We start from the raw sequence: 11,972 nt of genomic DNA on the forward strand, positions 1-11,972 counted from the left end.
AGAAGCGAATTATTTCATTTGAAATATGCGCAAAAAGAAAGATGAAAGTTTTAAGAGGGGGTTAGAGTGATGAACCATGCAACAAGTGAGCTGCATGATGAGTCCGCTGTTACAAGTGTACCGGAAACAACTCGGTTACAAGATTTAAAAGCACTCGTTAAAATGGGGATTGTAAACTCAAATACACTTACTGTATTTACAGGATTTTGGTTGGCATTACACTTTAATGGATTAAGTGTAATGGACAATCTGGATAAGTTATTCTTTACAATCGTTGGTTCTGGATTAGTTATGGCAGGGGTATGTTGTTTAAACAACTACATTGATCGAGACATCGATCCATTAATGGAAAGAACAAAGACCCGTCCAACGGTTACTGGAAAGTATAAACCAGGATTTGCACTTACATTTGGACTAGTCATATTACTTCTTGGTTTTGTATTTTTATTATTAACAACACCAATGGCAGTCTTAATGGGATTTATTGGTGCTTTCACATATGTTGTTCTATATAGTTTATGGACAAAGAGAAAGTATACACTAAATACTGTTGTAGGTAGTATATCTGGTGCAGTTCCTCCTTTAATTGGATGGGCAGCAATCGATCCATCTTTAGGCCATCCAATTGCTTGGATGTTATTTTTAATTATGTTTATTTGGCAAATCCCACATTTCCTTGCATTAGCAATGAAACGTGTTGATGAATATCGAAATGCAGGAATTCCAATGCTTCCTGTAGTTCATGGATTTGAAATTACGAAACGCCAAATTATGATTTGGACAGTATGTTTATTACCACTACCATTTTATATGAGTGGACTAGGGATAACATTTATGGTAATTGCAACACTGCTTAACATCGGATGGATCGTTTTAGGATTTTATGGCTTCCGTAAGAAAGATGACATCAAATGGTCCGTGCAAATGTTTGTTTATTCCCTAAATTATTTAACAATCTTATTTGTATCAATGATTGTAGTTACATTCTTCTAAGACAACGACATAATTGGATTTCTTTACGTTGAGATTTACTTTACTTAACTATAAAGTACAATCTAATTCACAAGGAAAGTGGGGGTTGTTTGTATGAAGAAACAGTGGCGACTGCTTTCGTTCGTTTCACTGCTGGCTTTACTGTTAGGGGGATGCGGTAAAGCCTTTCAATCTACTTTAATTCCGCAAGGAGAAGTAGCAAAAATGCAATATGATTTACTTCTACTGGCGAGTGCAATCATGGTAGGAGTAGTACTAGTAGTTACTATTATTTTCTTATATGTAATTGTGCGTTTCCGACAAAAGAAAGGTCAGGAAGATTATATTCCAGAGCAAGTTGAAGGGAATCACAAGCTAGAAATTATATGGACAGTTATTCCGATTATTCTTTTACTAATCTTAGCTGTTCCAACAGTTACATATACATTCAAACTTGCTGATGTAAGTGCGATGGAGAAAAAGAATATTGATAAAGATACTATCGTTGTTGATGTAACAGCGAATCTTTATTGGTGGGAATTTTCTTATAAATCAGAAAAGATAGTAACTTCGCAAGATTTGGTCATCCCCACAGGTAAGAAAGTGTATTTAAATTTGAAGGGTGCCGATATTAAACACTCATTTTGGGTTCCATCTTTAGCAGGGAAAATGGATACAAATACAGACAATGTGAACAAAATGTGGTTAAAGGCAGATAAATCGGGCACTTATAATGGTTTTTGTACAGAATTTTGCGGCCCATCACATTCTTTAATGCAATTTAAAGTGAAAGCTTTAGATGAAAGCGAGTACAAAAAATGGCTTGCTGATATGAAGAAGATTGATGGGAAGAAAGAAGTAGCTTCAACAAAGGCGCAAGAGGGCCAAGAAATATTTAATAAAAGCTGTATTGGTTGTCACGCAGTTGGATCTAATGATAGTAGACCACCTTCCGCTCGTATCGCACCAAACTTAGCAAACTTTGCGGATCGCGATATGGTTGCCGGTATTGCCGAAAACAATGAAGAAAACTTAAAAAAATGGCTGAAAGATCCTGAAAATATGAAGCCAGGAAACAAAATGACTGGCAAATATGGCAACTTAACGGATGATCAAATTGATGCATTAAATGCATACTTACAAACGTTAAAAGTTGAAAAGTAAAGAGGGACTATTCGCGAAGGGGAGGTTGAAAACGTGAGTTCTGTAGCAAAAAAACAGGGGATGGGTGCTGTCATATGGGATTATTTAACGACAGTAGACCATAAAAAGATTGCCATTCTCTATTTAATTGCAGGTGGATTGTTTTTTGTAATAGGCGGAATAGAAGCTCTATTTATTCGCCTTCAATTAGCGATTCCTAACAACGCTTTTCTTGTTGGGGATGCTTATAATCAAGTATTAACGATGCACGGTACAACAATGATTTTCCTCGCAGCTATGCCACTCGTGTTTGCATTTATGAACGCCGCTGTACCACTTCAAATTGGTGCACGTGATGTAGCGTTCCCGTTTTTGAATTCACTCGGATTTTGGTTATTTTTCTTTGGTGGAGTATTTTTAAATTTAAGTTGGTTTTTAGGTGGAGCACCTGATGCAGGATGGACATCTTATGCATCTTTAGCTTTAGCCTCTAAAGGTCATGGTGTTGATTTCTATGTACTCGGCTTGCAAATCTCAGGTATTGGTACACTAATTGGAGGAATTAACTTCCTTGTAACCATTATTAATATGCGCGCTCCAGGAATGACGTATATGCGTATGCCGATGTTTACATGGACAACATTTGTAACATCTTCGCTTATATTATTCGCTTTTCCGCCGTTAACTGTAGGATTAGGACTTTTAATGTTAGATCGTTTATTTGGAACAAGTTTCTTTAATCCGGCATTGGGCGGGAATACAATTATATGGGAGCATTTATTCTGGATTTTCGGTCATCCAGAAGTATACATTCTTATACTCCCAGCTTTCGGAATATTCTCAGAAATCTTCGCAACATTTTCGAAAAAACGATTGTTTGGTTATTCATCGATGGTGTTTGCGACTGTATTAATTGGATTTTTAGGATTTATGGTATGGGCGCACCATATGTTTACTGTTGGACTTGGTCCAGTTGCTAATGCTATTTTCTCAGTCGCAACAATGGCGATTGCGGTTCCGACGGGTATCAAAATATTCAACTGGCTCTTTACAATGTGGGGCGGAAGTATTCGTTTTACGACACCAATGATGTGGGCAGTAGCTTTCATTCCATCATTCGTAATGGGTGGAGTTACAGGGGTTATGCTAGCATCTGCACCAGCTGATTATCAATTTCATGATAACTATTTCGTAGTAGCGCATTTTCATTATGTAATCGTTGGCGGTGTTGTATTTGGTTTACTTGCAGGAGCTCATTATTATTGGCCACTGATGTTTAATAAAGTATTAAATGAAACATTAGGAAAGATAACGTTTTGGCTATTCTTTATCGGCTTCCATTTAACTTTCTTTATTCAGCATTTCCTTGGCTTGATTGGTATGCCACGCCGTTACTACACATATCTTGAAGGGCAAGGGTTGGAAATGGGGAATATGATTAGTTCCATCGGAGCGGTGTTTATGGCTCTTGGAACGATTGTTCTTCTATTCAATGTAATTAAAACGACAGTATCAAAAGAAAAAGCTGGTCGTGATCCGTGGGATGCACGTACATTAGAATGGACAATGCCAGCACCGACACCAGAATATAACTTTAAACAATTACCATTTGTTCGCGGATTAGATCCGTTTTGGATTGAAAAACGTGAAGGTAATAAAGAAATGACAGCAGCGGAACCAGTTGGTGATATTCATATGCCAAATCCTTCGTTTTCACCATTTGTCATTTCTTTCGGATTGTTTATAGCGGCATTTGGTGCGATGTATATGCAGGGCGGAAAAGATAAGTTCTGGTTATTAGTAGCAATTATTGGTTTAATCATTACATTTGGCACAATGTTCCTACGTTCAGTAATTGATGATCATGGGTATCATATTCATAAAGAAGATTTAGAGGATAAGGGGGGCAAGGCATAATGCATGTAGATGAAAAATTAACGAATGAAACATTTCCAGCAGAGCCTGAAAAAGCAACCCTTGAAGGGAAAAATAAGTTTGTCGGTTTTTGGTTATTTCTTGGAGGCGAAACAGTGTTGTTCGCTTCCTTATTCGGAACATATTTAGCGTTAAAGAATTCTACAAATGGTGGACCAACATCTCAAGAGATGTTCCAAATGCCACTCGTTTTCATTATGACGATGCTTTTATTAACGAGTAGCTTAACGAGTGTATATGCGATGTATCACATGAAAAACTTTAACTTTAAGAAAATGCAGCTTTGGTTACTAGTAACAGTATTGCTAGGTTTAGGGTTTTTAGGATTTGAGATATATGAGTTTTATCATTATACACATGAATTTAAGCATACTATGAGAAGTAGTGCGTTTGGCTCTGCGTTTTATGCTCTTGTTGGTACACATGGACTCCACGTATTGTTTGGGTTATGTTGGATTTTAACATTAATCTTTAGAAATGCGAAGAGAGGTCTAAATTTATACAATGCACCGAAGTTTTATGTTGCATCGATTTATTGGCACTTTATTGACGTAGTTTGGGTGTTTATTTTCACTGTAGTATATTTAATGGGAATGGTGGGATAAACAATGGCGATAAAGCAAACGAATAATCCTAAAGTTGATCTTGTTTATCGGAAGAGAAAAAGTGCGGAGGAAATGAGGCATCAAGTTATTACGTTTGCATTAATGATTTTTTTAACATTAGTTGCATTTGTAGCGGTGGCGTATCCAAAAACTTTTAGTCCGATTTTCTCTGTACCGTTTATTTTACTATTAGCAGTGGTACAAGTAATTTTTCAATTGTATTATTTTATGCATATGAGTCATAAAGGACATGAAGCAGCAAGTTTCTTTCTTTACTCTGGTCTGCTAATAGGGTTAATTACAATTTTAGCTTTTATGACAATCGTGTGGATTTGAAAAGTGAAAAATAAGGGAGCTTGTGTTGTCACAGCTCCCTCTTCATATTATGAGATAACCTTACGAAGGTAGGTGTGAAAATGAGTAACTTGTGGATATTTGGTTTTCAGGCTTTATGGAGTCCAATCTTTTTATTATTTATGCTTTCGATTCTTATTGGGTACTTCTTAATTATTGGGCCATATAGAATGCGATTTGAAAATGCGACGAAGGTAAGTAAGAAGCAAATTTTTTATTTTACGACTGGTATTGTTCTTTTGTATTTTGTAAAGGGAGGGCCTATTGATTTAATTGGCCATATTATATTTAGTGCTCATATGTTTGAAATGGCAGTCATGTATATTGCAGTTCCACCGTTACTGTTGCTTGGTATACCAATTTGGTTATATCGTTACATTACTTCTTTTAAGTTTGTTCAAATTATATTAAAGGCATTTGCTAAACCGCTTATTGCGTTATTTGTATTTAACGGCCTGTTTTCTTTTTATCATTTACCAGTTGTTTTTGATACGGTAAAACAAAGTCAAATAGCTCATCCTATTTGTCTCGCTATATTGTTTTTTACAGCAATCATGATGTGGTGGCCGATGTTAAATCCATTACCAGAATATCAAACATTAAGTGATATAAAGAAACTTGGTTATATGTTTGCTAACGGCATATTATTAACGCCTGCATGTGCGTTAATCATTTTTGCGACAGCCCCGTTATTTGCAACGTATACGGATCCGGCTGCTTGGATGAAAGCGATGGAACTATGTGTACCAGCGGGCACTTTATCAGATTTAAATATAACGGGACCAGAATTTTTGCACTGGATGCCAGTCGTACAAGATCAGCAAACTGGTGGTATCATAATGAAAATTGTCCAGGAAATAGTGTACGGTACAATTATAGGCTATGTATTCTTTAGATGGGCACGTAGAGAACGTGAAAAGGATAAGGAGCAGTTGCAACAATTGCCGCCGTATTTACAGATTAAGTAAAAAAGTGTATGGGATTCCATGCGCTTTTTCTTTTTAGCTACCTTAAAAAGATTGAATTTTCTAACTTTTTATGTTAAGTTAGTGTAGGCGTGTACTAAAAGTGGAGATAAAATTTACTACTAGCTTTCATGCGTAATAATTCCATATGTAGTGCAAGTTTTTTAGAGAGTTACAAATATATATTGTTATCTTTAATAAACACGAACTATTTTAAGGGGGAGTTTAAATGGGTAGTAGTGGAAGTATGGTAAAGCCGATTAGTGGTTTTTTGACAGCACTAATTCAATATCCAGTACCAGTAGTAGAATCGCGTGCAGACATTGATAAACAAATTCAACAAATCATAAAAACAATTCATTCGACCAAATCAGGTTACCCTGGTTTAGAATTGATAGTATTTCCTGAATATAGTACACAAGGGCTCAATACAAAAAAATGGACTACAGAAGAATTTTTATGCACAGTGCCTGGGCCAGAAACAGACTTATTTGCTGAGGCATGTAAAGAATCTAAAGTATATGGTGTTTTTTCAATAATGGAGAAAAATCCTGATGGTGGAGAGCCATATAATACAGCAGTTATTATTGATCCACAAGGTGAAATGATTTTGAAGTATCGTAAGCTAAATCCTTGGGTGCCAGTCGAGCCTTGGAAAGCTGGAGATTTAGGCTTACCTGTTTGTGATGGACCTGGAGGAAGTAAATTAGCTGTTTGTATTTGTCATGATGGCATGTTCCCTGAAGTAGCTCGTGAAGCGGCCTATAAAGGTGCAAATGTCTTAATTCGTATTTCTGGATATAGTACACAAGTTAGTGAACAATGGATGCTAACCAATCGTTCAAATGCATGGCAGAATTTAATGTATACATTGTCGGTAAACTTAGCGGGTTATGATGGCGTATTTTATTACTTTGGTGAAGGACAAGTATGTAATTTTGATGGGACTACTTTAGTACAGGGACATCGAAATCCTTGGGAGATTGTTACTGCTGAAGTATATCCAGAACTAGCAGATCAGGCTAGATTAGGATGGGGATTGGAAAATAATATATATAATCTAGGTTCAAGAGGATATGTAGCAACTCCTGGTGGGGTGAAAGAAAATCCATATACGTTTGTAAAAGATTTAGCTGAAGGTAAATATAAGGTTCCTTGGGAAGATGAGATTAAAGTAAAAGATGGATCTATTTATGGATATCCAGTAAAAAAAACGATTCATTCTTAGGGAAGGGAAATAAAACAAGCGCATCATATTGATGCGCTTGTTTTTGTTAATCAATAATTTGAAATTCTTTTAACTCTTTTTCGACATTTTGTAGGAGTTGTTCGCTTTTTTGAAGTACATTCGTTGGGAAAGTCTCATCATCACCATATTCAACGCCGTGAGGATAATAATGTTTTCCTAATAAGGGGGGAAGTAGTTTTACTTCAGCGTGTCTACTGCCAATGTCACCTTCAACAGCAACTCCTTGCACTCGTAAATAATAAACATCCTTTAATATTTCAAATTTATAATCGTATGTAACTCGCTCATAATCCCACTGTCCGGCAAGTACGAAGTGGTTGTTTTCCATGATTTCAGTTAAAAGAGTTAATTCAACGACGGCTCCATTAAATTTCGTATTTGTAAATTGCATATAATACCTCCTTTTTTAATGTTACACCATTATTTTTATAATAGTATGAATAATAAGAAAGTGCAATTCATATTGAGAGAAAAGGGATAATCCAGACTTTTTTCACAAAAATATGATATAGTGAAAAGAGTACGGTACACACAAAAAGAAAGAAAAGGATTTGTGTATATCTCAATTTTATGTTTTGTTCAGGAGGTATATCGTTTGAAGAAATTATTGCGTATCGTAATGATTACATTTTTAATTTTAGCTGTTGATTTATACGGGAAATTACTCGTTTCACAATATATATTAACCCCATCTCAATCAAAGCAAGAAAATAAAATTGTGAAAAAGAAAAAGCAAATTAAGGAAGACTCCTCAGACACTGTTTTAAATATGATTGGTGAAGACTCTGAAAACTTATTAGCGAAGTGGGGAGAACCCTCTCGAATAGAGCCATCTGCATACGGATATGAATGGTGGGTATACAACCAGGATTTAACTCAGTATGTTCAATTTGGAGTTTCTGAACGTAAAGTTGTAACGGCATACGCAGCTGGTGAACAAGTTAAGGTTCCACCTTATTATATAAATGAAAAATATGAAGAAGTATATAAAAAAAGTCCGCTTTCGCATGAAATTTCATTAAAAAGAGGGAAAAATAGTTATCAATTTGAGCTATCTGATACCGAAGTCATGGAACAACCGTTAATACCTGTAGAAGATGGATGGGCGCAATTGTATTTTGATCAATTTACACATGAGCTTGTTGGTGTTCGTTATATGGATGATGAAACTTTATTACGCCAAAGACCGTATCAGCTCGTTTATTCAGGTGAATTAATAGCAGAACAACCATTGACTCCAGAAAAAATAAAACAAGTAGAAAATGGGAATATGCAACAAATTTTTGATTTAACAAATATCATTCGAAGTCGTCATAAATTACCATTATTAACATGGGATCAGGAAACAGCAGATGTTGCTGTTGGTCACAGTAAAGATATGAAAGACAATAATTATTTTTCTCATGACTCACCTACATTAGGTACACTAGGAGATCGTTTGCAGCGCGGGAAAGTAGGATTTCAACTTGCTGGTGAGAACATAGCGGCGCAACATAGTGATGGAATTGCGGCAGTGCAAGGTTGGTTAAATAGTGAGGGGCATAGAAAGAATTTATTAAATGAACAATTTACAGGATTAGGTGTTGGTGTATACGATAAATTTTATACACAAAACTTTATTCGAAAATAAAGTGAAATTGTAAGCGGTGGGGTGTTAACATCACCAAATTAGTTACTTCGTATTCACTGAATTGTAGATGGGAATCTGACCGTATGCAAATAGCAGAAAAAAAGGTGCATGAATCGTCTAAAAATAGGCGAACCATGCGCCTTTTTTTTCTTACTATATAGTAGATATACATGGAGAGGTGAGGATTATGCCAACAACAAAAGGACCGTTACATCCATCGGTTCAACAGTTTAAAGAATTTGTAAACCATCACCCTAAAATGGTTCATGAGGTTAGAAGTGGTCATAAAACATGGCAACAATTTTATGAAGAATGGTACTTACTTGGTGAAGAAGATCCAATATGGGCAACTTATAGACCGGATGGAGCGCCTGCGTTTTCTTCGGTAAAAGAAAATAAAAAAGAAAAAGATAATCGAACTGAAGAGGAAAAAACTGCTGATGTGATGGGGCAAATGCTTTCTTTTTTTAAAAAGTTGGACGTGGAACAAATGCAGAACCATTTAGCCAATGTGACGAGTGCAATTGGGAGTGTGCAACAAGTTATTCAGCAATTTCAAGGTAACCGTACGCAGCAAGAGCAAAGTACTTCAGAAAATAACCCGTTTTTCTTTCAAAAGGATTAGGGGGAAGGATGATGAGAGCAGAAATTATGGAGTTTATAAAGGCTGATGAGGATTTATCTCGCTATATTAGAGAGCAACCGTACTGGTATAGAAAATTAACACGAAATCCTGAAGAAAAAGAGGCTTTTGAGTTAGCGGCGATGCAACATTTCAAAAAAACAATACCAGATAAAGTGGAAAAGTTTCAAAATCAATTGGCCGTTGCTTCGATCATGATTGATATGTTTCAGTATATGAAGCAACAAAATGCAACCTAATTGGAAGTGAAAAATATGTCCGTCATGCAGAACTTTTGTTACAATAGAGGTTGATTATTTAAAAAGGAGTTGCAGCATGACGGAAATTTGTTTAGTACGACATGGACAAACTGATTGGAATTTTCAAGAAATTATTCAGGGGCGAGAAGATATTCCGCTTAATGAAGTTGGTAAGAAGCAAGCGAGTCAGAGTGCAGCTGCTTTACAAGAAGAAACGTGGGATATCATTATAAGTAGCCCGTTAATTAGAGCGCAAGAAACGGCTAATGAAATTGCAAAGACAGTTGGATTACAATCGATTTTATTAGATGAGCGATTTGTTGAACGGAATTTTGGAGAAGCTTCAGGGAAGCCGGTTGCGGCTGTTAGAGAGTTGATTGCTGAAGGTAAAGTAGAAGGTATGGAGCGAGATGAAGAGATTGTAGCTCGTTGCTTTGCTGCTTTAGAAGATGTTGCGACAACTCATTTTGGCAAACGTATTATTATTGTTGCTCACTCACACGCGATAAAAGCGATTTTACATGCCATAGAACCAGATGAAATTACATTTAAGACACCATTAAAAAATGCGTGTATTAGTTATGTGAAACAAAATAGTGGAAAGTGGGATGTTCTTAAATATAATATAGCGGAACATATTAATGTATAAGTGTGTACGGATATAGTGTAAAAATAGTTTCATTATATCTTTCTTTTGAGTAAGTCACTTCAATTAGTAGTTCTAATCTAAATGTGGTATGATGGATACTCGGAGGTGTCTCTCATGATTGTAGCGACGCTAGAAAGCGTATTAATATTAGATAAGGCAGAGCAGCTTGCAAAAGCGATTATCTGTTCAGATATAGCAGAAGATTATCGTAAGTATTATAGAGAATTACATGAAGATATGGAACTTCAGACGCTCGTTCAGCAATTTACAGCGATGAAAGAACGGTATGAGGAAGTACAGCGTTTTGGAAAATACCATCCTGACTATACTACCGTGTCAATGAAAATGAGAGAATTAAAGCGTTCTGTGGACTTACATGATAAGGTTGCAGCTTTTAAAAGAGCAGAAACTGCTTTGCAGAAGTTATTAGACGAAGTTAGTGTAGCAATCGGTTCGGAAGTGTCTTCTTCCATTAAAGTGCCAACAGGAAATCCATTCTTTGATGCTGGTGGCTGTGGTGGAGGTTGTGGTACTGGCGGAGGTTGTGGTTGTAAAAAAACGGGGTGATGTACCCCGTTTTTTAGAAGTTGGAAGAAAACGTATACAGAGTTTGTCCTGTAATGTTATAAATTTCTGATTGGTTTTCATAGAATATAAAATATATGTTTTTAAAAGGAGAAGATGGAGAAGATTATGTTCGGGCAACGACAAAGTATGATTGTTTATTTACATTCATTGAAACATGCCAAGATTTTAAGGAAATATGGTAACATACATTACATATCAAAACGATTAAAATATGCTGTAGTATATTGTGATATGGAACAAATTGAGCATATGATGCATAAGTTGAACAAACTTCCTTTTGTGAAAAAGATAGAACAGTCGTATCGCCCGTATTTAAAAACGGAATTTGAAAATTCCCGTCCTGATCGAGCAAAAGAATACGATTATAGCTAATAGAAAAAATCCCCGGCTAAATTTAGCCGGGGATTTTTCACTTGAAATAACGTGTTATTTCATCGGAGGAATGAAATTGTTCATTCGTAAAATACCAATTAAATGATTAAAAAATAGTTCTTTTTCTGGGAAAGTTGTAGATGGTTTTACAGTAAAGGTAGCCACTTTTTTTCCGAGTTGTTCTGCCGTTTCTTCAAATAAAATGACACGTTTACTTTTTTTATTTTCAAATACAGGAATGCCTTCACGACATATGTATAATGGTTGGAAATCACCAGTAGTAGTTGGTTTTAATATTACAACAAGCGAACATACTTTTTTATCGTTTTTTATCGTTTCAAATTGTAACATATGTGCTATACGTTCTTGATTTGTTTTGGCAATTTCAAGTAATTCATATAAATCAGAGTAGCCTTCTCCAAGTTCTATAAAGCGTTGAATCATATCTTTTCCTCCTCTTTCTTTTACTGTACCATTTCACTTTTTAAATGAAAAGCACACAAAGAAAAAAAACCCTGCATAGCAGGGCCCTTCTTATACTAGCATGTACTAGTAAGAAGGCAAAGGGAGAGGAGAAACCGGAGGAAGAACTTATGGGGAAACGTAAGTCTTCTCCGCGGTTGGCAAC

At 35.9% G+C, this 11,972-nt stretch carries 15 protein-coding genes; 13 read left to right on the plus strand and 2 right to left on the minus strand.

The genetic code is table 11. From position 1 onward, the window contains the following. Positions 1-69 precede the first annotated feature (69 nt). From ctaB to DN404_RS14775, 7 genes are all read left to right on the plus strand, one after another. The gene (gene ctaB / locus DN404_RS14745; RefSeq protein WP_001015058.1) at positions 70-993 is read left to right on the plus strand and encodes a protoheme IX farnesyltransferase; all 924 of its coding nucleotides are present in this window, start codon (positions 70-72) and stop codon (positions 991-993) included. 93 nt (positions 994-1,086) lie between these two features. Next, entirely contained in the window at positions 1,087-2,136 is a 1,050-nt protein-coding gene (coxB, locus tag DN404_RS14750) for a cytochrome c oxidase subunit II (protein ID WP_000745268.1), read from the plus strand. Positions 2,137-2,196: 60 nt separating this feature from the next. Beyond that, a complete protein-coding gene (gene ctaD / locus DN404_RS14755; protein WP_153578907.1) occupies positions 2,197-4,032 on the plus strand; it encodes a cytochrome c oxidase subunit I in 1,836 nt (611 codons plus the stop codon). Further along, positions 4,032-4,655: a cytochrome c oxidase subunit III gene (gene ctaE / locus DN404_RS14760; protein WP_000557861.1), complete on the plus strand. Its 624-nt coding sequence runs from the start codon at positions 4,032-4,034 to the stop codon at positions 4,653-4,655. Before ctaD ends, ctaE begins: the two co-directional genes overlap by 1 nt. Before the next feature lie 3 nt (positions 4,656-4,658). Continuing rightward, entirely contained in the window at positions 4,659-4,991 is a 333-nt protein-coding gene (gene ctaF, locus DN404_RS14765; RefSeq protein ID WP_000985706.1) for a cytochrome c oxidase subunit IVB, read from the plus strand. A gap of 80 nt (positions 4,992-5,071) precedes the next feature. Then, positions 5,072-5,977: a cytochrome c oxidase assembly factor CtaG gene (ctaG, locus tag DN404_RS14770; RefSeq protein WP_000069022.1), complete on the plus strand. Its 906-nt coding sequence runs from the start codon at positions 5,072-5,074 to the stop codon at positions 5,975-5,977. A gap of 226 nt (positions 5,978-6,203) precedes the next feature. After that, positions 6,204-7,202 (plus strand): formamidase, encoded by a 999-nt coding sequence (locus DN404_RS14775; RefSeq protein ID WP_000535802.1) that lies wholly within the window; start codon positions 6,204-6,206, stop codon positions 7,200-7,202. 46 nt (positions 7,203-7,248) lie between these two features. On the opposite strand, the gene DN404_RS14780 is transcribed toward DN404_RS14775, so the two are convergent. Continuing rightward, a complete protein-coding gene (locus DN404_RS14780) occupies positions 7,249-7,614 on the minus strand; it encodes a YugN family protein (RefSeq protein ID WP_001160947.1) in 366 nt (121 codons plus the stop codon). Between the two features lie 204 nt (positions 7,615-7,818). Between DN404_RS14780 and DN404_RS14785 the strand changes: the two genes are divergently transcribed. The 6 genes from DN404_RS14785 to DN404_RS14810 all read left to right on the plus strand — a co-directional run bounded on the left by DN404_RS14785 (position 7,819) and on the right by DN404_RS14810 (position 11,344). Beyond that, on the plus strand, positions 7,819-8,853 hold the full coding sequence (locus tag DN404_RS14785) for a CAP domain-containing protein (RefSeq protein ID WP_000735378.1): 1,035 nt from the start codon (positions 7,819-7,821) through the stop codon (positions 8,851-8,853). A 187-nt stretch (positions 8,854-9,040) separates the two neighbouring features. Next, a complete protein-coding gene (locus DN404_RS14790) occupies positions 9,041-9,478 on the plus strand; it encodes a YlbD family protein (protein WP_001143346.1) in 438 nt (145 codons plus the stop codon). 11 nt (positions 9,479-9,489) lie between these two features. After that, positions 9,490-9,735 carry a YlbE-like family protein gene (locus DN404_RS14795; protein ID WP_001200990.1) on the plus strand — a complete coding sequence of 82 codons (246 nt, stop codon included), beginning with the start codon at positions 9,490-9,492 and terminating at the stop codon, positions 9,733-9,735. Positions 9,736-9,811: 76 nt separating this feature from the next. Continuing rightward, positions 9,812-10,384 carry a histidine phosphatase family protein gene (locus DN404_RS14800; protein ID WP_000134946.1) on the plus strand — a complete coding sequence of 191 codons (573 nt, stop codon included), beginning with the start codon at positions 9,812-9,814 and terminating at the stop codon, positions 10,382-10,384. 114 nt (positions 10,385-10,498) lie between these two features. Continuing rightward, entirely contained in the window at positions 10,499-10,951 is a 453-nt protein-coding gene (locus tag DN404_RS14805) for a YlbF/YmcA family competence regulator (protein ID WP_149215152.1), read from the plus strand. 126 nt (positions 10,952-11,077) lie between these two features. Next, on the plus strand, positions 11,078-11,344 hold the full coding sequence (locus DN404_RS14810) for a YlbG family protein (protein ID WP_002082261.1): 267 nt from the start codon (positions 11,078-11,080) through the stop codon (positions 11,342-11,344). Positions 11,345-11,398: 54 nt separating this feature from the next. Here DN404_RS14810 and DN404_RS14815 read toward each other — a convergent pair whose 3' ends face one another. Next, positions 11,399-11,788: a DUF7147 family protein gene (locus DN404_RS14815; RefSeq protein WP_000616017.1), complete on the minus strand. Its 390-nt coding sequence runs from the start codon at positions 11,786-11,788 to the stop codon at positions 11,399-11,401. Positions 11,789-11,972 lie beyond the last annotated feature (184 nt).

Source organism: Bacillus sp. TE8-1 (genome assembly GCF_008368855.1).
GTDB lineage: Bacteria > Bacillota > Bacilli > Bacillales > Bacillaceae_G > Bacillus_A > Bacillus_A cereus.

Bases quoted from the DNA above. Each gene is read 5' to 3' on its own strand.
- DN404_RS14810 (WP_002082261.1), top strand. From the start codon at position 11,078: ATGTTCGGGCAACGACAAAGTATGATTGTTTATTTACATTCATTGAAA.
- DN404_RS14795 (WP_001200990.1), top strand. From the start codon at position 9,490: ATGAGAGCAGAAATTATGGAGTTTATAAAGGCTGATGAGGATTTATCT.
- ctaE (WP_000557861.1), top strand. From the start codon at position 4,032: ATGCATGTAGATGAAAAATTAACGAATGAAACATTTCCAGCAGAGCCT.
- ctaF (WP_000985706.1), top strand. From the start codon at position 4,659: ATGGCGATAAAGCAAACGAATAATCCTAAAGTTGATCTTGTTTATCGG.
- ctaG (WP_000069022.1), top strand. From the start codon at position 5,072: ATGAGTAACTTGTGGATATTTGGTTTTCAGGCTTTATGGAGTCCAATC.
- DN404_RS14815 (WP_000616017.1), bottom strand. From the start codon at position 11,788: ATGATTCAACGCTTTATAGAACTTGGAGAAGGCTACTCTGATTTATAT.
- coxB (WP_000745268.1), top strand. From the start codon at position 1,087: ATGAAGAAACAGTGGCGACTGCTTTCGTTCGTTTCACTGCTGGCTTTA.
- DN404_RS14805 (WP_149215152.1), top strand. From the start codon at position 10,499: ATGATTGTAGCGACGCTAGAAAGCGTATTAATATTAGATAAGGCAGAG.
- DN404_RS14780 (WP_001160947.1), bottom strand. From the start codon at position 7,614: ATGCAATTTACAAATACGAAATTTAATGGAGCCGTCGTTGAATTAACT.
- DN404_RS14775 (WP_000535802.1), top strand. From the start codon at position 6,204: ATGGGTAGTAGTGGAAGTATGGTAAAGCCGATTAGTGGTTTTTTGACA.
- ctaD (WP_153578907.1), top strand. From the start codon at position 2,197: ATGGGTGCTGTCATATGGGATTATTTAACGACAGTAGACCATAAAAAG.
- ctaB (WP_001015058.1), top strand. From the start codon at position 70: ATGAACCATGCAACAAGTGAGCTGCATGATGAGTCCGCTGTTACAAGT.
- DN404_RS14800 (WP_000134946.1), top strand. From the start codon at position 9,812: ATGACGGAAATTTGTTTAGTACGACATGGACAAACTGATTGGAATTTT.
- DN404_RS14790 (WP_001143346.1), top strand. From the start codon at position 9,041: ATGCCAACAACAAAAGGACCGTTACATCCATCGGTTCAACAGTTTAAA.